Below are 23,581 nucleotides of genomic sequence, written 5' to 3' on the forward strand. Positions count from 1 at the left end.
CGCCCTTATGGTGCAACGTCCGGAGAAGATGTTGAACGCGCGATTGCGCCGGCCCGCCGGGTCGCGGCCACGCCGTTTTCGAGAGGATTTGTCATGGCTATCTCGCCACCGAGCGACCTGGTGATGGATGTCGTGCGTGCGGCCGATCCGGCCGAAGTGCAGGAAGCGCAGGCCCGGCTGAAGGCCAACCGCGCCGCTTTCCAGGCGACCAGCCTTGCCGAAAACGGCAACGGCTTTGCGGCTGCCGTCAACGTCCTCAACTCCTCGCAAGGGTCGAGCGGACTTGGCGACATCGACAATCGGGTCGAGAAGCAGAAGGTTCCCGAGACCTACCGCAAGTTCGAAGCGATGATCCTGCAGAACTTCGTGAAATCCATGTTGCCGAACGACAGCGAGAACGTCTTCGGCAAGGGCACATCCGGCGATATCTGGAAGAGCATGATGGCCGAGCAGATCGGCGACGTCATTTCCAAGAGCGGCGGCATCGGCATTGCTGACCAGCTGGCGGCAGGCGACGCGCGTGAACGCGTCACGGCCTCGCTCGACGGCAACAGCCGAAACCTGGCCGCAAGCCTCGTGCAGGAATACGAGCGCAAGACGCTCACCGGCTTTACGACCGAAGACGATAAAAACAAACAAGCTTAATTTGGGAGTTCATTTATGGAAGCTGTGGCATCCAACGACGTGCGGATCCAGAACGTGCTCGGCCGGCTGGAAATGATCATCGACAATGAGAACAGCCGCATCGGCGTCGATCCGGAGTTCGATATCAAGACATCGAACGCGCACAAGAGCCGTTGCCTCTACGAATTGACGATGCTGCACCGCGACACGCTGCCCGGCGAGTTTTCGCCGGCCTTCGCCTCGCAGACCCGCCACCTGCGCGACAAGCTCGAGATCAATTCGCAGAAGGTCGAAGCCCATCTCGACGCCGTGCGTTCGGTTGTCGATCTCCTGAAGGCCGCCGCCCAGGATGCTGACGCCGACGGCATCTATTCCGAAGCCCAGTTCCGCTATAGCGATTTCTAATGCTGAAGCTCGTTCTCACCGGGGTATGGGTCTGTGCCGTTACGCTCGGTTCCGTCTACTATTCGATGCAGAGCGCCTCGGCGCCCGTCGTCTCGGATGCGGAAGCGACGCGGCGCGCATCGGAGCAATTTGTCCCGGGAGAAATGATCACGGTCCCCGTCATCAAGGACGGGGCCGTCCAGGGTTACTTTCTGACCAAGTTGTCCTTCTCCGCGACCAAGGAAGGCATCAACAACCTGCCGGCGCCGCTGCGCCAGATGGTGACCGATCAGTTGTACGACCTGCTTGTCGGTTCGCGCTTCATCGATGTCGCCGATACCGGTACCTTCGACCTGCCGACGTTCAAATCGACGGTGAAGGACGGATTGAACAAGAAGCTTGGTGGCGAGGTGATCACCGAGGTCCTCGTCGAACAGCTCGAATATCTGACCAAGGACGACGTCAAGCGCGTTGCCACCGGCCAGAACGTGCCGCGCCAGAAGCCGGTTCCGATCGTCGACAAGAACGGCAATGTCGCCGGCGACAAACTGCCCGTAGGCGGCGTCAACGCGAGCAGCAGCAGCCACTGATCCGCGATCAGTTCTTTTCCGGATTGCGGTATTGCTCGTTGACCAGGCCCGCCTCTGCCATCAGCCGCCCGACAGCGACGTAGAAGTGGTAGAAGCCGGCCGAAAGCAGGCCGGTCTTTCTCCAGAGTTTGACACCGCGCGGCAACGAGGCTGCCAGCAGTGCAAGCGATTTCCCCAAGGTCCTTGCGCGTCCACCGAAGCTCGGGTCGCGCCGATGTTCGAGCATCGTCGAGATCGCGCCGTTTCGCAGGCTGCGCGCCCTGACCCAAGAGGCGCTGGTGCGCCGGCCCGGCACCGTTTCGGCGACCCACGCCTCCTTCGACCAGGCAAAGGTAAAGCCTTGCGCCTTGCATCGGCTGTAGAAATCCGCGTCTCCGCCGCCGATGAAGTTGAAGGCCGGATCGAGAAACGGGCGCGGCATCGCATCGAGAACCCGGCGCGTTACAAGCACATTGCCTGAGGAAAAGAGGATGGGCACGGGTCCGGTTGTCTCGTAGTGAGGCGTAAAGACCGGATGACGCTTCCATTTCTGCCCGCCGGCATCCTCGAACACCGGCAGCTGCGGACCGCCGACCATGTCGGCACCAGTCGCCTGTTGTGCCGCGACGAGGCAATCGAGCCATTCTGGGGCCGCGATCTCGTCGTCGTCGATGATCGCGATGGCCTGCAGGTTGGGGTAGGTTTCGAGCGCCATCGCAAAGCCGGCATTGTAGGCGTGGCAGTTTCCGCGCTGGTGGGCGATGATGACGAGCGAGTCTGAGGGGTGCCCGAGAAAGAAGTCCTTGGCGGCGGCGGCACCTGCAAGACCTTCGTTGTCGTTCTCGACGACAACGGTGGCAAAGGCGACGTCAGGCCTTTGGGAAACAATGGTTTTCAACGTCTTGATGAGGTGTTCGGGTCGACGGAAAGTCGGCATGACGACGACAAGCTCGATGTCACCGGCGTCTTCCAACTCGGTTCGGAAAGAGATGGAAATATCCTGGCCGATCGACGTCATCATAAAACCTGTGCAAGCGGATCGCTGCGGCCCACTAAACCAAATCTTCCTAAACAGATGCTGAACCGGTAAAACGACTTTTGAATGAAGAGTTTAAGCCGTCCTTCACCGCACCCTGTTAAAGATGGCTTTAATGCTCCATCCATGACGTGTGGCACAATGCATCTGATCCTGGTTTCCTCGCTCGTTCCCGTCGAAAATCCCGCTTCCGGGTTCGATATCGCAAACCGCGCGCTGCTTGACGGTCTCGTCGCGCTCGGTCATCGGGTCAGCGTTGTCGGATTCCTGCAGCCTGGCCGCGCGCCAGCGCCGGGTTGCCAGATGCACCTCCTTGGCGAGCTCGAGGTGACCAATGCCAAGGTTGGCCGCCTGCAGAAGTCGCGCTGGCTCGCGACTGCCCTTCTCAACAGGACATCCGTGTCATCCGCCAAGATGCTCGGCGTATCGGCCAGCCGGATCCAGTCGATCCTGGACGGTCTCGCTCCCTTCGATGGCGTGGTGCTCAATTCGGTGCAACTGCCTGCCGCCTTCGCGCAGGTCTTCCGGCGCTATCCTTCGATCTACGTCGCGCACAATGTCGAAGCAAATTCCGCACTGGAGAACGCCGAGCGCGCCAGAGGGGCGTTCGAGCGCTATCTGTTCAGGAGAGAGGCCTATTACCTCGAACGCTACGAGCAGCAATTGGCGCAGGACGCGGTGGCCCTGTGGACGTTTGCCGAGGCGGATCGTCTCGGTTTCGGTCGGGCGGTCGATGATCGGGCTTTCGTGCTGCCGCTGGTTACCGGTTGGGCCGCACCGACATGCCCCGTTGTCGCGCGTGAGCACGACCTTGGACTGATCGGCACGTGGAGCTGGCGGCCGAACAGGCTCGGGCTGGATTGGTTTCTGGACGAGGTCGTGGCGCATCTGCCGACGGACATGTCGATCGCGGTTGCCGGGCAACTCGAGGGAACGCCGGCTGTTTCGCACCCGGGTCTCCGCTTCGTCGGCCGGGTGCCGGATGCGCGTGCGTTCGTGGCAGCGAGCGGCGTGGTGCCTTTGATCAGCCGCGGCGGCACCGGCGTGCAGCTGAAAAGCATCGAGACGTTTGAACTCGGCATGCCCTCAGTCGCCACCAGCGCTTCGCTGCGCGGCATCGACGCGGCCCCGGACAATTGCGTGACGACCGATGATCCGCGGGAGTTCGCGCGTCGGCTCGCTGAAAAGGTGGACCGCGTTCGGGCAGGCTCGTCGCAGCGCGCTGACGGGACCCTGTTCCACCAGGCCCAGAAGAGCCGGATGATGCAGGTGATACGCGATGTGTTGCCCGCTCTCGCCTCTGATGGTGTGGGCGGCAGAACGGCGCGCGGTTCTCAGCCTCGCTGGACTGTTCACGACGGAGGGCGCTGACGATGGCTGTCGCCGCCGCAAACAACATTGCGCTGTCCCAGCGGATGATCCTCGGTGTTCCCGTGGCCGATCCCGGTTGGGCGAGTGCGTTCGAATTTGCCAGCGAAGCGGCATGCAGCCCGGCCGGCCAGGTCAGGATCGCCTTTCTGAACGCCAACAACGCCAACCTGATGATGGAAGATGCGGAGTACCAGGAGGTGTTGCGCCGGCAGGTCGTGTTTCCCGACGGCCATGGCGTCGACATCGCCTCCTATGTGTTCCACGGCGACATGTTTCCGGCCAACCTGAACGGCACCGATTTCGTTCCGGGCCTCTTGACCTATATCGAGCGTCCGCTGCGGGTCGCGATGATCGGCGCGCGACCGGAGGTGCTGGCACGCGCAGCCGAGAACCTGGGCCAACATGCGCCCTGGCACGAATTCCTGCCCATATCGCACGGCTTCTTCGATCGGAGCCGCTCCGGGGAGATCCTTGCGGCGGTGCGGGCTTGCCGGGCCGACATTCTCATCGTTGCCATGGGAAGTCCGATGCAGGAGAAATGGGTCGATGCCCATGTCGGCGCGCAGGATGCCCGACTGGTTATCACCGTCGGCGCGCTGTTCGATTTCGTCGCCCACGCCATTCCGCGCGCGCCAAAGCTTGTGCGCAGGCTCCGGCTCGAGTGGCTTTACCGGCTCTTCCTAGAGCCGAAGCGCCTGTGGCGGCGCTATATCGTCGGTAATCCCTTGTTCTTGTTTCATGTCGCCCGTCATAAGCTGTCGGGCAAAGCTCGCAAGAGCGTCGGCAAGGCCAGTCTCGGAGCGCGAAAGTATTGACCCGTCCTTCCACGCGAACCGCAGTCGTTACTGCGTCCTATGCCAACGACTTCGAACGCTGTCGCCTGATGTGCGAGAGCATGGATCGCCGGCTGCAGGGCGATTGGATGCATTATCTGCTGGTCGCCGACTTCGACGTCACGCTGTTCCGGCAGCTCGAGGGCGCGCGCAGGCAGGTCGTGAGCGAACGCGATCTCTTGCCCCGGTGGCTGCATCCCGTTTCCGACCCCTTTTCAGGCGGGCGCCGGAAAATCTGGTTGACCCCGTTCGGCCTGCCGTTGCGCGGCTGGCATGTGCAGCAGCTCCGTCGTCTGTCGCTTGCGCGGCATATAGATGAAGCGGCGATGTTCGCAGTCGATTCCGACGTGGTTTTTCTGCGTGATTTCGACCCGGCAACGCTTTGGCGCGACGGGAGCCTGACGCTCTATCGCAAGGATGCGGCGATCGACGCGAACATGCGCTCGAACCACCTGGCCTGGCTTGCGCATTCCGACCGTCTTCTCGGTATCGGCCCTTATGCACTGCCGGCCAACGATTACATCAACACCTTGATCGCCTGGCGCAGCGACACTTGCCGCAAGCTGATCGAGCATGTCGAGGCGCTCAGCGGACGCAACTGGGTGCGCGCCGTCACCGCGTCTCGCGCCTTCTCTGAATGCACGATCTACGGCCGCTTCGTCGACGAGGTGCTGGGTGGACAGGGACACGTGCCGTCGCCCAACGCGCTTTGCCATGTGCTCTGGTTCGACGACAGCTATCGGCAGGGGATCGCCGGCCTGAGGGACTTCCTTCATGACCTGGCGCCGCACCAGATCGGCATCGGCGTGCAGTCGTTCGTGGGTCACGATCTGGAAGATATTCGCAAGGCGGTCGTGGAGCTCGCCGCCTGAGCTCCACCAGGCTCAGATGACCCGGTTAGCCGGCTTGGCGAGCGCGGTGTAGGTCAGGCCGAAGGACAAGAGATAGAGCGCCAGGAAAATCAGGTTGAGGGCCGGCGCCCAGGCCGCGACATCGGTGGTCTGCGTCAAAAGCAGCGAAAGCAGCCCGGCTTTTACCACGCCCGCGACCAGCAGATTGGCCATGCGGCGAACCGTGCGTCCGGTCGCGTAGAGCAGCTCCGAATGATATTCGACCAGGTTGCGGAACGAGGGTACCAGCAGGATTGTCGCTACGATCGGTGCGGCGGCCGACACGTTGTGGCCAAGACCGTTCGGGAAAATGGTGAGATAGATCGCCATGGCGGCGATCGCCGCGAATGAGGCGGCCGCCACCGCGAACTCGATCGACAGGCGCACTGGCCAGCGCGCGATCGCATCCGGCGTGCGCATGATCCGCTGGACGAGCAGCGTGTTGAACGAGCGCACGGGCAGGGCGGTGAGGTCGGCGAGCCGCATCAGGATGGCGTAGATGCCGGAGACGGCCGGCCCACCGATCGCCAGCACGACGATCTTGTCGAATTCGGACTGCACGTAGAACAGGATTTCGGCGCCAGCGACCGAAACCGAATCCGCCCAGCGACGCACATAGAGACGCGGTTGCCAGCGAAGGCGCACCCGCGGGTAGAACAGGGCGAGCGCGACCAGAAGGCTGATGGCGTTGGCGGCAAGATAGAACTGCGACCAGGCGGCAAGCGTCGTTGCCTCAGACAGTGCAAAGAGCAGGGCGGCAACCGTGCGGATGGCGGTGGCGATGACGACGAGCAGGGCGCCGCGACCGAAGCGGCCAAGGCCGTTGAGAACGATGACCGCGGTTTCGAGGCCGCGCCAGCATATGATCTCCGCAACCATCAAGGCCGCAAAGGTCCCGGCCGACATGTCGCGCGCGAAAAGCGCAAGGTAAGTGCCGGTACAGATGAGCGCGATCACAGGCAGTGAAAGCAGCGCGCCGACGAGAAAGCCGGCGCTATAGGTGCCGACGAGCAGCGGCTTGACTGTCGCCACACGGTAGAGTGGCGACATGAAGCCGAAGGCCAGCGCCCTCGATATCATGATGCCGGCGGCCGACGCGGTGGCAAAGAGACCGAAATCGGAGATGGCAAGCGTATTGGCGATCGCGATGAAATAGGCGAGCGACAGGATGAGGCGCCCCGCCGAGCCCCCCGTCATGGAGAGGTAGGCGTGGATAAGCGCCTGATGGCGAAGATAAAGCGCTTTGATGCGATGCAACAAGGTCGAGCTTCCAATAGTCCTTCTCGTCATATGCGGGAATGTTTAATAAGGCGTGAGATCGACAAGTTGCAGGGCGGTTTCTTTCGTCAAAATTAACCATTTGTTTTCCCTGTTTCCTTAGGTTGAATTCACTATTCGGAATTCGCCATCTCGGCACCCGCGGGATAAGTCATGTTCAACGTCGACGACGAAAAACGCCCGGTTCCGCGTGCATCGTTGCTCGATATCGCAGCAGCGAGTTCGCGAGACCCGAAGCCAGCGCAGAGGCCGGACGCCGCGCCAGGCGGATCCCCGGGCGTGTCGTTGCTCAACCGCTATGCCGCGGCAGACGAAGCCGCCGAGAAACCGCGCGCTGACGGGCGCCCGCTGTCACAGCCACGGACACAAGCATCGGCGACATCTCAATCGCCGCGATCCCGCACCGAGACGCAATCGTCTCTGGGTGGCGCCACATCCCGGCCGCAGCCGAAGCGCGGTATTCGCGGCGCAGGCGCCAAGATGGCGCGATGGCTTGATGGCGGCGATGCGTCCGGCAACGACGGTGGAAATACGCTGCCGCCACCCGGCGACCGGCCGCTCATAGACCTTAAGGCGGTGCTTCGCTCTGTCTGGCAGCTTCGCTACGTCATTGCCGCCACGACGGTTCTCGGCGCAGTCGCGGGTGTTGCGATCGCGCTTTCGACACCCAGCGTCTACCTTTCCGAGAGCCGGCTCTATATCGACCCGCGGGAAGTTCGGCTGACCGATTCCGATCTCTCCAAGCAATCGCTGGCGACGGAAGGCATCCTTGCCCTTGTCGACAGTCAGCTTGAAGTGCTGCGCTCGCGTACCGTTATGGAGAAGGTCGCCCGTGATCTCGACCTCAGGAACGATGCCGAGTTTTCGGGCACAGGTGCTGCCGACGGCGAGGTGCCGCCCCGCACGCTGCAGAAGCTCAGCGACGCCATCCGCGTCTGGCGCGATCCCAAGACGTTCATTGCCATCGTCGAGGCAGAAAGCCGAAGCCCGGAGAGATCCGCCGAGATCGTGAACCATCTGGTCGAAACGTTTCTCGGCGAGGAGACGGCCGCACAATCGGGCTTCTTCCAGAAGACGACCGCGGCACTCGACCAGCGTATCGGCGAGCTCAAGTCCGAGCTCGATACTCTGGAAAAGGCGATCGAGGAGTATAAGGCGCGCAACGACATCGTTGGGGCAGGCGGCGAACTGATCGCGGACAAGCAATTGCTCAGCCTCAGCGACCAGGTTGCAGCCGCTCGCAATCGCATTGCCGAAGCCAAGGCCAAGGCCGAGGTTTCCGGACGGGTCCGGATTGACGACGTTTTGACCGGTGCCTTTCCCGAGGAGGTCGGTTCGATAGCGCTTGCCGAACTGCGCAAGCAGTATGCGGCGACCCGCGCGCAGTTGAGCTCGCTCGACGCAAGCCTTGGCCCCCGTCATCCCCAGCGCATTGCCGTCGTGCAGTCGCTCGATTCCTCCCGCGCCGAGATTGCCAATGAGCTGCGGCGTATTGCTGCCGCCTCACAAACAGATCTCGAACGCGCCGAGCGCGCCGAACAGGACCTCGTCCGCCAGTTTGCGGCGCAGAAAGCGCGCCAGATCAATTCGTCCGGTGAAATGGTCGAGCTGCGCGAGCTGGAGAGAAATGCGGCTGCGACCCGCGAAATCTACGAATCCTTCCTGAAGCGCGCCAGCGAAACGCGCGAGGAAGAAAAGCTGACGACCAAGAACATCCGTGTCGTCTCACGGGCCGAGCCCGCATTGTTGCCGAAGGGGCCGTCGCGCAAGATCATCGTCGTCGGCGCAACAATCGCCGGTTTCCTCGCCGGTCTTGGTCTCGGCATCCTGCTCGGGGTCTACCGCAGCCTGAACGGCCTGTTTGCCGCACCAAGAGGCGTACCCCCGGAGACCGTCGATCCCGATCCGCCCGCGCCGGGTACGGACCCGGATCCTGGTCCGTTGGCGCGCACGCGCAACGAGCAGGATCAGCCGATCCGCGAGGCAGACCTGCCGCCGCCCTTTTCGCCGGCAGCGCATCACGCGCAGTCTTTGACTGCCGCCTATCTCGCCTCGCGTGCGCTTGTAACGCCTGCCGCGCCGCCCATGCGTCCGTCCCGGGATGTCGAGCCGGAGGATGACGCCGGTGTTGCCAAGGTTCAGGGCGATCTTCGCGCCCTGAGATCCCGGGTCGAAAGCTATTCCCGCCAGAAAGTCGCTCGCGGCTGAGCCTCGGTCGCGCCTTCCCGTTCGCGGTGACATTGCAGCGATGAGAGGAAATGTCGCGGCGCGCAGCGCAAGCGCGCATCTGGCGGTCGCTACCCCTTGCATTTATGCGTTTGGGACAGCATAGGGCGCTTTGAGGCAATCGCCTTTCCCGAGGCGAACTAGAGTGTGCCCGCGAACAGGAAGCCAGGAGGAACGCCGTGACGACTGTGATAGATGGCAAGCAGGTCGCCGCTTCGGTTATCGAGGCCGTGAAATCCGCGACACAAGCGCTCGAAGCGGATGCAGGCGTGCGACCCGGTCTCGCGGTGGTGATCGTCGGCAACGATCCGGCAAGCCATGCCTATGTCGCCTCCAAGAGCAGGATGGCCAAGGAGTGCGGCTTCCAGTCGATCCAGCATACTCTGCCTGAGGACACGACGCAGGAGGATCTGGCGGCGCTCGTTGCCAAGCTCAATGCGGACGCCACGATCCACGGCATTCTCGTGCAGCTGCCGCTGCCCAAACCTCTGAATTCAGAGCCGATCATTCAGTCGATCCTGCCGGAAAAGGACGTGGACGGCCTGCATGTGGTCAACGCCGGCAAGCTGGCGACCGGTGATCTCGAAGGCGGCCTCGTCTCGTGCACGCCGGCAGGCGCGATGGTGTTCGTGCGCCAGACCCATGGCGACGATCTTTCGGGGCTCAACGCCGTGGTCGTCGGTCGCTCCAATCTGTTCGGCAAGCCGATGGCGGCCCTGCTGCTTGCCGCCAATGCCACGGTGACGACGGCGCATTCGCGCACGAAAGACCTGCCGGCAGTCTGCCGCAATGCCGATATTCTGGTCGCGGCCGTCGGCCAGCCCGAGATGGTCAAGGCTGACTGGGTCAAGCCCGGCGCGACCGTCATCGATGTCGGGATCAACCGCGTGCCCGCACCGGAAAAGGGCGAGGGAAAATCCAAGCTCGTCGGCGATGTCGCCTTTGGCGAGGTGGAGAAGGTCGCGGGCGTGATTACGCCCGTGCCGGGCGGCGTCGGCCCGATGACGATCGCCATGCTAATGGCAAACACGGTCATTGCCGCCTATCGCAAGGCAGGCCGCAAGCCGCCGCGCTTCTGATCGCCAAGGGATAGTCGAAGCCCTGACGCGCCGCCTTTGCGGCGCGTTTTTCATTTTTGCGGAGCGGGGCCGGTCGACGCGCGCACGATCAGTTCGGCGCGCCACAGTTCCTGGTCGGGATAGTCGCCGCTCTTCAGGATGCTGGCGATCAGCCTTGTCGCGATGCGCCCGCCGGCCGCCCTCAGCGAGGAGCGCGTCGTCGTCAGCGGCACGCTGAAATTCTCCGGCTTCAGCATCGGCAGCACATCGTCATGGGCGATCAGCGAGATATCGCGGCCGATCGCCAGCCCTGCCTGGTTGATGGCGCGCACGGCCCCGAGCGCAAGCACCGTGCTCGAGCAGAGAACGGCGGTCGGAGCATCGGGCTGCTGAAGAAAGCGCTGCATGCTGCGATAACCGTGTTCGTCGGTCATCAGCGAGTGATGGACGAGTGCTTCATCGAGGTTCAGCCCGTGCTCGGCCAATGCCCGGGCCATGCCTTTCCGACGGCGGATGGAAAAACTCAGATAGTCCGGGCCGTTGATCAATGCGATCCGGCGGTGACCGAGCTGGATCAGCAGTCGTGCCGCGTCGTAGAATGCGGCCGTGTTGTCGATATCGAGGAATGGATAGTCCCGTGCCTCGCCGATCGAGCGCCCATGCACGACAAAGGGCATGGAGAGCGATTTCAGCATGGCGATGCGCGGATCGTTGGCGCGCATATAGGCAAGAAACAGCGCATCGACATTGCCGCTGGCGGCCAGCCGCTGGAAGGTTGCCTCTTCGTCCTCCGGTGCGCTCGGATTGAGCACGAAATGAAAGTCGTGTTTGACCGCTTCCTCGCCCAGCCCCGCCAGGAACTCGCCGAAATGCACGTCGGAGTCGATGCCGGCGGCGATCGGCATGACCATGCCGATCGAGTACGCCTTGCCGGTCGCAAGCCGTTGGGCCGCCCGGTTCGGCCGATAGCCGGTTTCGCGCACCGCCTGCAGCACGCGCTGGCGGGTTTCGGCGTTGACTTCCGGATAGCCGTTCAGCGCCCGGCTGACTGTCGTCTGCGACAGGCCGAGAAGTTCCGCGAGCTGCTTGAGATTGACCGCCATGGTCAATTTTCCTCCCAAAGCGCTTTGGATATCCGTATGATTTTTATGGTTTCATCCAGCGCCCTCGATTTCTGTAACACTCGTTTTTCATCATACAAAGCAGAATTCGGTGGCTTCGCGCTGCAAAAAGTTGCCGCAAAGCAAAATAATGTCGGATGGAGGCCGGTGGACTGAAAGCTCTTGACTCCTGGAGTGTCGCAATGGTTTGTTAGCAAACTCAAAGCGCTTTGAATTTTGCGCGTTGATGATCTGCCCGGTGGGATCCGGGTTCATCTTGGGAGGAGAGCACCGTGAAAAGATCATTTCTGTTGAGCGTGGCCGCGCTGGCGCTGTTTGCGGGCGCTGCCGGCGCTGCGGATCTGAAGTTCAAGCCTGGTGAAGATGCGAAATTCAACTGGGCGAGTTTCGAAGAGTTCAAGAAGGGCCATGATCTCAAGGGCCAGACGCTGACGATATTCGGCCCCTGGCGCGGCGAGGACGAGGCGCTGTTCAAGAGCGTCTATGCCTATTTCGTCGAGGCGACCGGCGTCGAGATCAAGTATTCGTCCTCGGAAAACTACGAGCAGCAGATCGTCATCGACACCCAGGCCGGTAGCCCGTCGGACGTTTCCATCCTGCCGCAGCCGGGCCTGATCGGCGACCTCGCTTCCAAGGGCTATCTGACGCCGCTCGGCGACGACACCCAGAAGTGGCTGCTCGACAACTATGCCGCCGGCCAGTCCTGGGTCGACCTTTCGACCTACAAGGGCAAGGACGGCAATGCCGCCCTTTACGCCTTCCCCTACAAGATCGACGTGAAGTCGCTGGTCTGGTACTCGCCCGAAAACTTCGAGGACGCCGGCTACGAAGTGCCCAAGACCATGGAAGAGCTGAAAGCGCTGACCGAGAAGATCGCTGCCGACGGCCAGAAGCCCTGGTGCATCGGCCTCGGCTCGGGTGGCGCTACCGGCTGGCCAGCCACCGACTGGGTCGAGGACATGATGCTGCGCACGCAGCCGGCCGACGTCTATGACAAGTGGGTCAAGAACGAGATCCCTTTCAATGATGCCGCCGTCGTCGGCGCGATCGACGAATTCGGCTGGTTTGCCAAGAACGACAAGTTCGTCGATGGCGGCGCGGCAGCCGTTGCGTCCACCGACTTCCGCGACAGCCCGAAGGGCCTCTTTGCCTCGCCGCCGAAGTGCTACCTGCACCACCAGGCGTCGTTCATTCCGTCCTTCTTCCCCGAGGGCACGGTGATCGGCGAGGACGCCGACTTCTTCTACATGCCACCCTATGAGAGCAAGAAGGACCTCGGCAATCCGGTGCTCGGCGCCGGCACGCTGGCGATGATCACCAAGGACACCCCTGCCGCACGCGCCTTCATCGAGTTCCTGAAGACGCCGATCGCGCATGAAGTCTGGATGGCGCAGACGAGCTTCCTGACGCCCTACAAGAGCGTCAACGTCGATGCCTATGGCAACCCGCCGCTGAAGAAGCAGGGCGAGATCTTGCTCAACGCCACGACGTTCCGCTTCGACGGTTCGGACCTGATGCCCGGCAAGATCGGCGCCGGCGCGTTCTGGACCGGCATGGTCGATTTCGTCGGCGGCAAGTCGGCGACCGACGTTGCAGACAGCGTCCAGAAGGCCTGGGACGCCATCAAGTAAGAACCGGACGGCGGGCGGCAATTGCGCCGCCCGCCCTGTCCTCCGGGTCCATCGAACGCTCGGGCGGCTGGACCCCAACGAGAACGGCGACAATCGCCATGCCCTGCGCGAAACGCGCACTTGGGGGAGGGACATGTCATGCAACAGCTCGTCTTTGCGGTAGGCACGATGGTAGCCGGGGTGCTCGGCTGTGCGGCCTATTTCTGGGGAACCAGCTTCATCCTCGATCTGATCTTCCCGTCGAAGGGCAGATCCGGTGTCGAAGCGTCGCGCAATCTGCGTATCACCAATGCCATCCGGCCATGGCTGTTTCTCGCCCCCGCGCTGTTCGCGCTGACCATCTATCTCATCTACCCCGTAATCATGTCGGTCTGGTTCAGTGTGCACGATCGCGCCGGACAAAACTTCGTGGGTGCCAGCAACTACGTCTGGATGCTGAACGATGGCGAGTTTCGCCAGTCGATCTTCAACAATTTCCTCTGGCTGCTGGTGGTGCCGGCGCTCGCGACCTTCTTCGGGCTTGTCATCGCGGCCCTGACCGATCGCATCTGGTGGGGCAATATCGCCAAGACCCTGATCTTCATGCCGATGGCGATCTCCTTCGTCGGCGCTGCCGTCATCTGGAAATTCATCTACGACTATCGCGCTGAGGGCACGGAACAGATCGGTCTCCTGAACGCCATCGTCGTTGCCTTCGGCGGCGAGCCGCAGGCCTGGATCACGCTGCCCTTCTGGAACAACTTCTTCCTGATGGCGATCCTCGTCTGGATCCAGACCGGCTTTGCCATGGTCATCCTCTCGGCCGCGCTGCGCGGCATCCCGGAAGAGACGGTCGAGGCCGCCGTGATCGATGGCGCCAATGGCTGGCAGATCTTCTTCAAGATCATGGTCCCGCAGATCTGGGGCACGATCGCTGTGGTCTGGACGACCATCACCATCCTCGTCCTCAAGGTCTTCGACATCGTTCTGGCGATGACCAACGGGCAATGGCAGAGCCAGGTGCTCGCCAACTTGATGTTCGACTGGATGTTCCGCGGTGGTGGCGACTTCGGGCGCGGCGCTGCGATCGCCGTCGTCATCATGGTGCTGGTCATCCCGATCATGGTCTGGAACATCCGCAACGCGGCCAAAGAAATGAAGGGGCACTGAGATGAACCCGGCGACCCGCTCCCCTCTCACCTGGGCCGTTCACCTGTCGGTCCTGCTCCTGGTCGCGCTCTGGACCCTGCCGACGGCCGGCCTGTTGATCTCGTCGCTGCGCGACAAGGATCAACTGGCCGTCTCCGGCTGGTGGACGGCTCTCTCGACCTCGACCCAGAACATCGTCGCCCGTGCGCCGGGCGCCGACAGCCAGGTCGAGCGTGACGGAAAGTTCGTGATCTCGGGCGACGTGCTTGCCGGCACGGCCGCCGGCGAAGTGTCCGCTTTCGGCTTTTCGAGCCAGAAGCCGACCGCGTTCAAGCCCGGCGAAACCGCGGAACTGAACGATGGCGAAAAGCTGACGGTGCAGGCCGATGGCAGCTTCGAGATCGTTTCCGACACCAAGATGGAAGGCTCGCGCGGCCAGCGCATCTTCTTCACCGCCGCCGTGCCGCCGCGCTTCACCTTCGACAACTACGTCGAGGTGCTGAGCGCCGAAGGCATCGGCGCATCCTTCATCAATTCACTGACGGTCGCCATTCCCTCGACGATCATCCCGATCCTGATTGCCGCCTTCGCTGCCTATGCGCTCGCCTGGATGCCGTTTCCGGGCCGCGCGATCCTGATCGCCGTCGTCGTCGGCCTGCTCGTCGTGCCGCTGCAGATGTCGCTGATCCCGCTGTTGAAGCTTTACAACGGCGTAGGCGCCTTCTTCGGCGTGCCGGCCAAGACCTATGTCGGCATCTGGCTTGCGCATACCGGCTTCGGCCTGCCGCTGGCGATCTATCTCTTGCGCAACTACATGGCCGGCCTGCCGCGCGAGATCATGGAATCCGCGCGTGTCGACGGCGCCAGCGACTTCGACATCTTCGTCAAGATCATCCTGCCCTTGTCGTTTCCGGCGCTGGCGTCCTTTGCGATCTTCCAGTTCCTGTGGACCTGGAACGACCTGCTTGTCGCCATCGTCTTCCTCGGTGCCGGCCAGGACGAGTTGGTGCTCACAGGCCGGCTGGTCAATCTGCTCGGATCTCGCGGCGGCAATTGGGAAATCCTGACGGCCTCCGCCTTCATCACCATCGTCGTTCCCCTGATCGTCTTCTTCAGCCTGCAGCGCTACCTCGTGCGCGGCCTGCTGGCGGGATCGGTCAAGGGCGGCTGATCTCTAAGGGACTTCTGAACGCAATGAGCATGACTGAAATGAGCAGATCCACACTTGAGGCCGACAAGGACTGGTGGCGCGGCGCGGTGATCTATCAGATCTATCCGCGCTCCTACCAGGATTCCAACGGCGACGGCATCGGCGACCTGAAGGGCATCACCGCCCGGTTGCCGCATGTCGCTTCGCTCGGCGCCGACGCCATCTGGATCTCGCCCTTTTTCACGTCGCCGATGAAGGATTTCGGCTACGACGTTTCCAACTATACCGACGTTGACGGCATCTTCGGCAATCTCACCGATTTCGACGCGCTGATCGCCGAGGCCCATCGCCTTGGCATCCGGGTGATGATCGACCTCGTGCTATCGCACACTTCGGACCAGCACCCCTGGTTCGTGGAAAGCCGTGCCAGCCGGAAGAATGCCAAGGCGGACTGGTATGTATGGGCGGACTCCAAGCCCGATGGCACGCCGCCGAACAACTGGCTGTCGATCTTCGGCGGCTCGGCCTGGGCCTGGGATCCGACGCGGCTGCAGTACTACCTGCACAACTTCCTGACCTCGCAGCCGGATCTCAACCTGCACAATCCTGAAGTCCAGGAGGCGCTGTTGGGCGTCGAGCGCTTCTGGCTCGAGCGCGGCGTCGACGGATTCCGCCTCGACACCATCAACTTCTATTTCCACGACAAGCAGCTGCGAGACAATCCGGCGCTGGCGCCCGAGCGCCGCAACGCCCAGACCGCACCGGCGGTCAACCCGTACAACTATCAGGAACATCTCTACGACAAGAACCAGCCGGAAAACCTGGCGTTCCTGAAGCGTTTTCGCGCCGTCATGGACGAGTTCCCGGCGATTGCCGCCGTCGGCGAAGTCGGCGACAGCCAGCGTGGCCTCGAGATTGCCGGCGAGTACACCTCCGACGGCGACAAGATGCACATGTGCTACGCCTTCGAGTTCCTGGCGCCCGACCCGCTGACGCCCGCAGGTGTCGCCGAGGTGCTGCATAACTTCCAGAAAGCTGCGCCCGAGGGCTGGGCCTGCTGGGCCTTTTCCAACCACGACGTCGTGCGCCATGTCAGTCGCTGGGGCGATGGTGTCGCCGACCGCGATGCCCATGCCAAGCTGCTCGCCAGCCTGTTGATGTCGCTGCGCGGTTCCGTCTGCATCTACCAGGGTGAGGAGCTGGCGCTTGGAGAAGCCGATCTCGCCTACGAAGACTTGAAGGATCCCTACGGCATTCAGTTCTGGCCGGATTTCAAGGGCCGCGACGGCTGCCGAACCCCGATGGTCTGGGACAGCACGGCTGCAAATGGCGGCTTTGGCGATGCCAAACCCTGGCTGCCGGTGCCGGCCGAACACCTTAAGCGGGCAGTCTCCGCCCAGAAAGGCGATGAAGCCTCCGTGCTGGAGCACTACCGTCGCTTCCTGCAGTTTCGCAAGGCGCATCCGGCCCTTGCAAAGGGCGAGATCGAGTTTCGCAGCACCGATGCGCCGGCGCTTTCCTTCGTGCGCAGCCACGGCAACGAGAAGCTCTTCTGCGCCTTCAACATGAGCGCTGACGCCGCCAGGGTCGATTTGCCTGGAGAGCCGGTGGAGGTTCTCGAAGGACATGGCTTTCCGGCCGAGATCGCAGGCGACAAGGTCAATCTTCCGGCCTGGAGCGCATTCTTCGCGCGCCTGGTGTGAGATCGCGACAGATAAGTCTAAGAAAACGAGAGATAAGAGAGACGAAGGGGAGGGTGCGATGAGAGGTCTGACGCTTAAAGATATCCGCAAGTCCTACGGTGCGGTCGATGTCATTCACGGCATCAATCTCGACATCAAGCAGGGCGAGTTCATCGTGTTCGTCGGACCGTCCGGTTGCGGCAAGTCGACATTGCTGCGCATGATCGCCGGGCTGGAGGAGATCACCGGCGGCGACATGTTCATCGACGGCGAACGTGTCAACGACGTGCCGCCCTCCAAGCGCGGCATCGCCATGGTGTTTCAGTCCTATGCGCTTTATCCGCATATGACCGTTTACGACAACATGGCCTTCGGCATGCGCATCGCCAAGGAGAGCAAGGAGGAGATCGACCGGCGCGTCCGCGCGGCCGCCGATATCCTGCAGCTGACCAAGTATCTCGATCGTCTGCCCAAGGCGCTTTCCGGCGGCCAGCGCCAGCGCGTGGCGATCGGGCGGGCGATCTGCCGCGATCCCAAGGTCTTTCTGTTTGACGAGCCGCTGTCGAACCTCGACGCCGCATTGCGCGTTGCCACCCGCATCGAGATCGCCAGGCTCAACGAACAGATGGCCGATACGACGATGATCTATGTCACTCACGACCAGGTCGAGGCGATGACGCTTGCCGACCGGATCGTCGTACTGTCGGCAGGTCATATCGAGCAGGTCGGCCCGCCGCTCGAGCTTTACGAGCGGCCCGCCAACCTGTTCGTCGCCCGCTTCATCGGCTCACCGGCGATGAACGTCATCCCCGCGACGATCACGGCGACAGGCCCGCAGACGACGGTGAAGCTTGCCGGGGGCAAGTCGGTGACGCTCGACATCGCCACCAACGCATCGGAAAACGGCAAGACGGCAAGCTTCGGCGTGCGCCCGGAAGACCTGCAGACTGCGAGCGGCGAGGACTTCCTTTTCGAGGGCACGGTGTCGATCGTCGAGGCGCTGGGCGAAGTGACGCTGCTCTACATCGAAGGGCTTGTCGAAAAGGAGCCGATTATCGCCAAGATCCCGGGCATCCTGCCCATTCACCGCGGCGAAAAGGTGCGGTTTACCGCCGACAAGAACAAGCTGCATCTGTTCGACGCTGGCGGCAAGAGCTACCGCGCCTGAACCACCCGTGGTTTTCCCCATCGACCCGTCCGATTTTCGGACGGGTTTTTTCATTCCGCGCCCTCGATCTACCCTCTGTTAAATTTCTTCCTCTAGCCTGAATACAGGGGATATTTAGGGGCCTTTTGAATGACGACCGCGGTGCCGATGCTGCAGCAGCACTTCCTGAACAAGGAAGAATCTTTCATGTACGATCGCGAGACCACCTTCCCGATGGAGGACACGCGAAACGAGGCGCGCATCGAATATACTGAAAAAGGCATGACGCAGCTAAGCTCGCGCCGCTGCGAGATCATCAAGCTGTCGAAAAGCGGTGCCGTGCTCGGCATCCTGACGAAGTACCAGCTGCCGCAGAATTTCTACCTCGACATTCCGAGTGCCCGCATCCAGATGATCGGCTGTCTGGTCAAGCGTGTTCACGCCAACAACATCATCGAGGCGCGCTTCCTGCGGCTTCTGACCGACCGCGATCTCAACCGCATCTTCGTCTACAGCACGCATCCGAACCATCGCAACCGCACGCTCGACATCTATCGCTGAGCGCCCGCCATGGTCGCGGCCACCTGCCGGCCCGGCTGGTGCGGGCGGCTGGACGACTCGCCTCTCGCACAGCCTGCGTATAGGAGGCTGATCGCGGCGTGTCATGCTTGACTTCGGGCTCGCGCCTGGATTGCGTGTCCCATCCGCGCGACCCACGAGGCAAGCCAGAGATGACACGGCCATACCGTCTTTCATGCCACTGCGGCGATATCGGCATCGAAGTCGATGAGGAACTCAAGGACTTGGTCGAGTGCAATTGCTCGACGTGCCGACGCACCGGTTTTCTGCACTGGAAAGTCGATGCGAGCAGAATCCGGCTGATCACCGGGAAGAGGCGCCTCACCACCTATGTCTGGCGCGGCATCACCGAAGGGCATCATTTCTGCCCGACCTGCAGCGTCGCCATCATGCGCAGCGGCTACCCGAACGACCGCGTCTCGCTCAATGCGCGCTGTATCGAGGATATCGACGTCTTCACGCTCGATGTCAGGCGCTACGACGGCCGAAACGACATGTATCCGGGACCGTTGAAGTAGCGGGCACTCGGGCACGGGAGGGACACTACCGACGCGTGGCGTCGGCAGTGTCTGGACCCTCGGCGCTTGACGCCGAGTTACGTTCAGTTGAACAGCACGCTTGCGCCGTGGTCGGCAGAGCCGGCAATGGCGCGGAACGGCGCGAACAATTCGCGCCCCATTCCGAACTCGTTGTCCGAGAGATCGGCATGGGCGGGAACGCGGGTCTTGAGCGCGATATCCTCGACCAGCACCTCGATCGTGCCGGCAACCGCATCGATGCGCACGATGTCGCCTTCCTGGATACGGGCGATCGGGCCGCCGTCCTTGGCTTCCGGCGTCACGTGAATGGCGGCGGGCACCTTGCCCGAGGCGCCGGACATGCGACCGTCGGTGAGGATCGCCACGCGCTGGCCGCGGTCCTGCAGGATGCCGAGTACGGTCGTCAGCTTGTGCAGCTCCGGCATGCCGTTCGCCTTCGGCCCCTGGAAGCGCACGACGGCGACGAAATCGCCTTCGAGCTTGCCGGCCTTGAAGGCGGCGTTCAGTTCGCTCTGGTCGTGGAAGATTTTTGCCGGCGCTTCGATGACGTGGCGGTCCGGCTTGACGGCGGAGATCTTGATCACCGCCTTGCCGAGATTGCCAGTCAGCATCTTGAGGCCGCCCGAGTGCTGGAACGGCTGGTCGATGGTGGAAAGCACCTTCGGATCGGCGCTCTCTGCGGGCGTCGGCACCCGCTCGACACCGCCGTCGGCTCCAAGCCGCACATCGATCTTGTAGGCGTCGAGACCCTGGCCGACGACAGTGCGCACATCGTCATGCAGCAGGCCGCCGCGCAGCAACTGGCTGATCAGGAAGCCCATGCCGCCGGCGGCATGGAAGTGGTTCACGTCGGCAAGGCCGTTGGGATAGACGCGTGCCAGCAGCGGCACGATGTCGGAAAGCTCGGAAATATCCTGCCAGGTCAGCACGATGCCGGCTGCGCGGGCCATCGCGACGATATGCATGGTGTGATTGGTCGAGCCGCCGGTCGCATGCAGGCCGACGACGCCGTTGACGATCGAACGCTCGTCGATCATTTCGCCAGCCGGTGTGAATTCGTTGCCCATGGCGGTGATCGCCAGCGCCCGCTTGGTTGCTTCCTTGGTCAAGGCGTCGCGCAGCGGCGTGCCCGGATTGATGAAGGAGGCGCCGGGCAGGTGGAAACCCATGATCTCCATCAGCATCTGGTTGGAGTTGGCCGTGCCGTAGAAGGTGCAGGTGCCGGGGCCATGATAGGACTTGGATTCGGCTTCGAGCAGTTCCTCGCGGCCAACCTTGCCTTCGGCGAAGAGCTGGCGCACGCGCGCCTTCTCGTCGTTCGGCAGACCCGTCGTCATCGGTCCGGCCGGCACGAAGACTGCGGGCAGATGACCGAAGGTCAGCGCCGCGATGACGAGGCCCGGCACGATCTTGTCGCAGACGCCGAGATAGACGGTGGAATCGAACATGTTGTGCGACAGGCCGACGCCGGCGGCCATGGCGATCAGGTCGCGGGAAAACAGCGAAAGCTCCATGCCGGGCTGGCCCTGGGTGACGCCGTCGCACATGGCGGGCACGCCGCCGGCGACCTGGGCGACGCCGCCTGCCTCGCGCGCCGCGTCGCGGATCAGCGCCGGATAGGTCTCGAACGGCTGGTGGGCCGACAGCATGTCGTTATAGGAGGTGATGATGCCGAGGTTAGGAACGCGGTCGCCCGCGAGCGCCACCTTCTCGGCGGGGGAACAGACGGCAAATCCGTGCGCAAGGTTGCCGCAGCCGAGAACGCTGCGATGCGGGCCACTCGAGGCGGCGCGGCGCACGCGGTCGAGATAGGGCTCGCGGTGCGGCTTCGAGCGCTCGACAATGCGGGCGGTGATTGCGGCAATGCGGGAATCGGCGGACATGGCAAATCCTGTTCCGGAGCGCGCGCGCTCCTCATCTTCATCCTGTCATCGATCCGGAGCGTCGCCTGCCTGGGAGAACGTGCAGGCCACGCCCCGGTATGAGATTTTTCAACACCTTCGCATTCCGGTGGGGCGCCACCGGTTGAAAGTGCCCTGAACCGGCCGGAAATCCGGCCGTTACGGCGCCCAGTATATCTGCAGCGGCGAGGCTGCGCGGCGCAGCATGGTGCGGATCGGCATCTCGGCCTCGTCGCCTTGACCTTCAGCCTTCGCCAGCACGACTTTCTTGCCTTCGCCCTCGATGTGCAGAACCAGCAGTCTCGCATCGTTGAGGCTCGAGAAGGTAAAGGTCAGCCGCGGCTCGCCGGCGCCTTCCGCTTCCATGGTGATGACGCCGCGCGGCGTCGCCGCGTCGATTGCCTTGGAAAGCTGCGTTCCGCCCGGGAAGAACGAGGCCGTATGGCCATCCGTTCCCATGCCAAGCACGACGACGTCGAAGGGTGCGCCGATCTTCGCCGTCTCCTTGCTCGCAAGCACGGCTGCATCTTCCGCCGAAGCGGCGGCGTGGTAAAGCGGCAGGAAGTGCGCCCTGGCGGCTGGACCCTGCAGCAGGTTGGCCGTGACCAGCGCGTGGTTGGACCGGTCGCTTTCAGGCGGAACGAAACGTTCGTCCACCAGCGTGACCGTAACCTTGTCCCACGCGATGTCCTTCCTGGCGAGCGCCTGGAAAAAGGCCTTCGGGGTAGAGCCGCCGGAGACGGCGATGCTGGCGGTTCCGCGCGCGGCGATGCCGGCGGCAAGGGCTGCGCTGACGGCGTCGGCCAGGCCCTCGGCGAGGGCTGCGCCAGTGTCGAATGTGTGAAGCGTCGTGCTCATCGCCTTACCTATATTGCATCGTGCCAGGTGCGGCCGTCGCGCTCGATCAGCGCGATCGACTGGCTCGGACCCCAGGTGCCGGCTGTGTAGCCTTGGACCTGCTGTCCGGTCTCTTCCCAGGCCTTGAGGATCGGATCGACCCACTTCCACGCAGCCTCGACTTCGTCGCGGCGCACGAACAGCGTCTGGTTGTTGCGCACCACGTCGAACAGCAGCCGCTCATAGGCATCGGCGTTGCGCACGTCGAATTCCTCGGCAAAGCTCATGTCGAGCGAGACATTGCGAAGGCGCATGCCGCCCGGACCAGGGTCCTTGATCATCAGCGACTGCTTGACGCCTTCGTTCGGCTGCAGGCGGATGACGAGCTGGTTGGCGGAAATACGGCCGGCGCTGTTGTCGAAGATCGAGTGCGGGATCTGCTTGAAGGTGATGACGATTTCCGACATGCGGCCGGCAAGCCGCTTGCCGGTGCGGATGTAGAACGGCACGCCGGCCCAGCGCCAGTTGCTGACTTCGGCCTTGATCGCGACGAAGGTTTCGGTGTTCGAAACGCCGCCTTCAAGCTCTTCGAGGTAGCCCTTGACGGGGCCGCCGGCAGAAGCGCCTGCACGATACTGACCGCGCACCGTCACCTGCTCGACATTGGAGGCGTTGACCGGCTTCAGCGCGCGCAGAACCTTGAGCTTTTCGTCGCGCACGGCCTCCGCGTCCATCGAGGTCGGCGCTTCCATCGCCACGAAGCAGACGAGCTGCAGGATGTGGTTCTGCACCATGTCGCGCAGCGCACCTGCCTTGTCGTAGTAGCCGGCGCGGTTTTCCAGGCCGACTGCTTCTGACACCGTGATCTGCACATGGTCGATATGGGCGGAGTTCCATAGCGGCTCGTAGAGCGCGTTGGCAAAGCGCAGCGCCATCAGGTTCTGCACCGTCTCCTTGCCGAGATAGTGGTCGATGCGGAAGATCTGCTCTTCGCGGAAAACCTTGCCGATCGTGTCGTTGAGTTCGGTCGCCGACGCGAGGTCCCGTCCGATCGGCTTTTCGACGACGATGCGCGTGGTCTTGGTGATCAGCTTGTGGTCGCGGATCTTCTCCGAGATGTCGCCGAAGATTGCGGGTCCGACGGCGAGGTAAAAGGCGCGAATGCGGTCTTTGCCTTCTTCCAGGATCTTCTTCAGCGTGTCCCAGCCCTGATCGGACTTGGCATCGACCGAAACGTAAAAGAGGCGGGCGGTGAACTTCGCCACTTCCGCTTCGTTGTACTCGGCCGGCTTGAGGTGTTCTTTCAGCGCGTCGGCGGCAAACTTGCGATATTCCTCGTGCGTCAAGGCGGCACGCGAAGCGCCGATGATGCGGGTCGGCTCGGTAATCTGGCCTTCCATCTGGCGGTGATAGAGCGCTGGCAGCAGCTTGCGCTCGGCGAGATCGCCGGTGCCCCCGAACACGACATAGTCAAACGGTTCGACGGGAATGATCTGGCTGCTCATGGGATAATCTCGATCTTGTTCAGGTCAGGGCCACATATAATCTAATCGATTTAAAGGCGCTAGGGTGCGACGCAATAAAATGGCCGCAAATG

General features: G+C 62.7%; 21 protein-coding genes. 15 read left to right on the plus strand and 6 right to left on the minus strand.

All coding sequences use genetic code 11. From position 1 onward, the window contains the following. Positions 1-93 precede the first annotated feature (93 nt). Genes RTP54_RS03115 through RTP54_RS03125 form a run of 3 tightly spaced genes read left to right on the plus strand, consistent with a single transcriptional unit; the run spans position 94 to position 1,598 of the window. Positions 94-645, plus strand: coding sequence for a rod-binding protein (locus RTP54_RS03115; RefSeq protein ID WP_112808878.1), 552 nt, complete (start codon positions 94-96; stop codon positions 643-645). A 15-nt stretch (positions 646-660) separates the two neighbouring features. Then, entirely contained in the window at positions 661-1,029 is a 369-nt protein-coding gene (locus RTP54_RS03120) for a hypothetical protein (protein WP_065795538.1), read from the plus strand. Further along, positions 1,029-1,598, plus strand: a complete 570-nt coding sequence (locus RTP54_RS03125) for a hypothetical protein (protein WP_312360889.1) — start codon at positions 1,029-1,031, stop codon at positions 1,596-1,598. The genes RTP54_RS03120 and RTP54_RS03125 overlap by 1 nt, the downstream gene beginning before the upstream one ends. Positions 1,599-1,605: 7 nt before the next feature. Here the strand turns inward: RTP54_RS03125 and RTP54_RS03130 are convergent, their stop codons facing one another. After that, entirely contained in the window at positions 1,606-2,595 is a 990-nt protein-coding gene (locus tag RTP54_RS03130) for a glycosyltransferase (RefSeq protein ID WP_312360890.1), read from the minus strand. A gap of 159 nt (positions 2,596-2,754) precedes the next feature. Here RTP54_RS03130 and RTP54_RS03135 point away from each other — a divergent pair, with 159 nt between their 5' ends. From RTP54_RS03135 to RTP54_RS03145, 3 genes are read left to right on the plus strand one after another with little or no spacing between them, the layout of a single operon-like run. Beyond that, the gene (locus tag RTP54_RS03135) at positions 2,755-3,984 is read left to right on the plus strand and encodes a glycosyltransferase family 4 protein (protein ID WP_312360891.1); all 1,230 of its coding nucleotides are present in this window, start codon (positions 2,755-2,757) and stop codon (positions 3,982-3,984) included. 2 nt (positions 3,985-3,986) lie between these two features. Further along, complete coding sequence (locus tag RTP54_RS03140) at positions 3,987-4,799, plus strand: WecB/TagA/CpsF family glycosyltransferase (RefSeq protein WP_312360893.1); 813 nt, start codon at positions 3,987-3,989, stop codon at positions 4,797-4,799. Continuing rightward, positions 4,796-5,689, plus strand: a complete 894-nt coding sequence (locus tag RTP54_RS03145; protein ID WP_312360895.1) for a DUF6492 family protein — start codon at positions 4,796-4,798, stop codon at positions 5,687-5,689. The genes RTP54_RS03140 and RTP54_RS03145 overlap by 4 nt, the downstream gene beginning before the upstream one ends. A gap of 12 nt (positions 5,690-5,701) precedes the next feature. Here the strand turns inward: RTP54_RS03145 and RTP54_RS03150 are convergent, their stop codons facing one another. Further along, positions 5,702-6,967: a lipopolysaccharide biosynthesis protein gene (locus RTP54_RS03150; protein WP_312360897.1), complete on the minus strand. Its 1,266-nt coding sequence runs from the start codon at positions 6,965-6,967 to the stop codon at positions 5,702-5,704. Between the two features lie 498 nt (positions 6,968-7,465). On the opposite strand from RTP54_RS03150, the gene RTP54_RS03155 reads away from it, so the two are divergent. Together RTP54_RS03155 and folD are read left to right on the plus strand one after the other, a co-directional pair. Further along, complete coding sequence (locus RTP54_RS03155; protein ID WP_312360899.1) at positions 7,466-9,193, plus strand: GNVR domain-containing protein; 1,728 nt, start codon at positions 7,466-7,468, stop codon at positions 9,191-9,193. 197 nt (positions 9,194-9,390) lie between these two features. After that, positions 9,391-10,290: a bifunctional methylenetetrahydrofolate dehydrogenase/methenyltetrahydrofolate cyclohydrolase FolD gene (gene folD, locus RTP54_RS03160; RefSeq protein ID WP_312360901.1), complete on the plus strand. Its 900-nt coding sequence runs from the start codon at positions 9,391-9,393 to the stop codon at positions 10,288-10,290. Between the two features lie 50 nt (positions 10,291-10,340). On the opposite strand, the gene RTP54_RS03165 is transcribed toward folD, so the two are convergent. Continuing rightward, positions 10,341-11,372 (minus strand): substrate-binding domain-containing protein, encoded by a 1,032-nt coding sequence (locus RTP54_RS03165; protein ID WP_112808871.1) that lies wholly within the window; start codon positions 11,370-11,372, stop codon positions 10,341-10,343. Between the two features lie 290 nt (positions 11,373-11,662). On the opposite strand from RTP54_RS03165, the gene RTP54_RS03170 reads away from it, so the two are divergent. The 7 genes from RTP54_RS03170 (at position 11,663) to RTP54_RS03200 (ending at position 19,225) form a co-directional block, all read left to right on the plus strand. Continuing rightward, complete coding sequence (locus RTP54_RS03170; RefSeq protein ID WP_112808870.1) at positions 11,663-13,021, plus strand: ABC transporter substrate-binding protein; 1,359 nt, start codon at positions 11,663-11,665, stop codon at positions 13,019-13,021. Between the two features lie 138 nt (positions 13,022-13,159). Beyond that, entirely contained in the window at positions 13,160-14,170 is a 1,011-nt protein-coding gene (locus tag RTP54_RS03175) for a carbohydrate ABC transporter permease (protein WP_112808869.1), read from the plus strand. A gap of 1 nt (position 14,171) precedes the next feature. Next, the gene (locus RTP54_RS03180; protein WP_112808868.1) at positions 14,172-15,320 is read left to right on the plus strand and encodes a carbohydrate ABC transporter permease; all 1,149 of its coding nucleotides are present in this window, start codon (positions 14,172-14,174) and stop codon (positions 15,318-15,320) included. A 29-nt stretch (positions 15,321-15,349) separates the two neighbouring features. Continuing rightward, complete coding sequence (locus tag RTP54_RS03185) at positions 15,350-17,002, plus strand: alpha-glucosidase family protein (protein ID WP_409517110.1); 1,653 nt, start codon at positions 15,350-15,352, stop codon at positions 17,000-17,002. Between the two features lie 58 nt (positions 17,003-17,060). Further along, the gene (locus RTP54_RS03190) at positions 17,061-18,149 is read left to right on the plus strand and encodes a sn-glycerol-3-phosphate ABC transporter ATP-binding protein UgpC (RefSeq protein ID WP_312360909.1); all 1,089 of its coding nucleotides are present in this window, start codon (positions 17,061-17,063) and stop codon (positions 18,147-18,149) included. A 129-nt stretch (positions 18,150-18,278) separates the two neighbouring features. Next, positions 18,279-18,689: a hypothetical protein gene (locus RTP54_RS03195; protein ID WP_112808865.1), complete on the plus strand. Its 411-nt coding sequence runs from the start codon at positions 18,279-18,281 to the stop codon at positions 18,687-18,689. Positions 18,690-18,859: 170 nt separating this feature from the next. Continuing rightward, entirely contained in the window at positions 18,860-19,225 is a 366-nt protein-coding gene (locus RTP54_RS03200; RefSeq protein ID WP_312360912.1) for a GFA family protein, read from the plus strand. An 83-nt stretch (positions 19,226-19,308) separates the two neighbouring features. Here RTP54_RS03200 and edd read toward each other — a convergent pair whose 3' ends face one another. The 3 genes from edd to zwf form a co-directional block, all read right to left on the minus strand. Next, on the minus strand, positions 19,309-21,129 hold the full coding sequence (edd, locus tag RTP54_RS03205; RefSeq protein WP_112808864.1) for a phosphogluconate dehydratase: 1,821 nt from the start codon (positions 21,127-21,129) through the stop codon (positions 19,309-19,311). A gap of 177 nt (positions 21,130-21,306) precedes the next feature. After that, positions 21,307-22,005, minus strand: a complete 699-nt coding sequence (pgl, locus tag RTP54_RS03210) for a 6-phosphogluconolactonase (protein WP_112808863.1) — start codon at positions 22,003-22,005, stop codon at positions 21,307-21,309. Between the two features lie 8 nt (positions 22,006-22,013). Beyond that, entirely contained in the window at positions 22,014-23,489 is a 1,476-nt protein-coding gene (gene zwf / locus RTP54_RS03215) for a glucose-6-phosphate dehydrogenase (RefSeq protein WP_112808862.1), read from the minus strand. Between the last annotated feature and the right edge of the window lie 92 nt (positions 23,490-23,581).

The sequence above is a fragment of the Ensifer sp. genome, from assembly GCF_031989085.1.
Taxonomy (GTDB): Bacteria; Pseudomonadota; Alphaproteobacteria; order Rhizobiales; family Rhizobiaceae; genus Ensifer.

Excerpts from the sequence above, each read along its gene's own strand:
- RTP54_RS03115 (WP_112808878.1), top strand. The coding sequence starts at position 94 with ATGGCTATCTCGCCACCGAGCGACCTGGTGATGGATGTCGTGCGTGCG.
- RTP54_RS03120 (WP_065795538.1), top strand. The coding sequence starts at position 661 with ATGGAAGCTGTGGCATCCAACGACGTGCGGATCCAGAACGTGCTCGGC.
- RTP54_RS03125 (WP_312360889.1), top strand. The coding sequence starts at position 1,029 with ATGCTGAAGCTCGTTCTCACCGGGGTATGGGTCTGTGCCGTTACGCTC.
- RTP54_RS03130 (WP_312360890.1), bottom strand. The coding sequence starts at position 2,595 with ATGACGTCGATCGGCCAGGATATTTCCATCTCTTTCCGAACCGAGTTG.
- RTP54_RS03135 (WP_312360891.1), top strand. The coding sequence starts at position 2,755 with ATGCATCTGATCCTGGTTTCCTCGCTCGTTCCCGTCGAAAATCCCGCT.
- RTP54_RS03140 (WP_312360893.1), top strand. The coding sequence starts at position 3,987 with ATGGCTGTCGCCGCCGCAAACAACATTGCGCTGTCCCAGCGGATGATC.
- RTP54_RS03155 (WP_312360899.1), top strand. The coding sequence starts at position 7,466 with ATGGCGCGATGGCTTGATGGCGGCGATGCGTCCGGCAACGACGGTGGA.
- RTP54_RS03165 (WP_112808871.1), bottom strand. The coding sequence starts at position 11,372 with ATGGCGGTCAATCTCAAGCAGCTCGCGGAACTTCTCGGCCTGTCGCAG.
- RTP54_RS03175 (WP_112808869.1), top strand. The coding sequence starts at position 13,160 with ATGCAACAGCTCGTCTTTGCGGTAGGCACGATGGTAGCCGGGGTGCTC.
- RTP54_RS03180 (WP_112808868.1), top strand. The coding sequence starts at position 14,172 with ATGAACCCGGCGACCCGCTCCCCTCTCACCTGGGCCGTTCACCTGTCG.
- RTP54_RS03185 (WP_409517110.1), top strand. The coding sequence starts at position 15,350 with ATGACTGAAATGAGCAGATCCACACTTGAGGCCGACAAGGACTGGTGG.
- RTP54_RS03190 (WP_312360909.1), top strand. The coding sequence starts at position 17,061 with ATGAGAGGTCTGACGCTTAAAGATATCCGCAAGTCCTACGGTGCGGTC.
- RTP54_RS03195 (WP_112808865.1), top strand. The coding sequence starts at position 18,279 with ATGACGACCGCGGTGCCGATGCTGCAGCAGCACTTCCTGAACAAGGAA.
- RTP54_RS03200 (WP_312360912.1), top strand. The coding sequence starts at position 18,860 with ATGACACGGCCATACCGTCTTTCATGCCACTGCGGCGATATCGGCATC.
- edd (WP_112808864.1), bottom strand. The coding sequence starts at position 21,129 with ATGTCCGCCGATTCCCGCATTGCCGCAATCACCGCCCGCATTGTCGAG.
- pgl (WP_112808863.1), bottom strand. The coding sequence starts at position 22,005 with ATGAGCACGACGCTTCACACATTCGACACTGGCGCAGCCCTCGCCGAG.
- zwf (WP_112808862.1), bottom strand. The coding sequence starts at position 23,489 with ATGAGCAGCCAGATCATTCCCGTCGAACCGTTTGACTATGTCGTGTTC.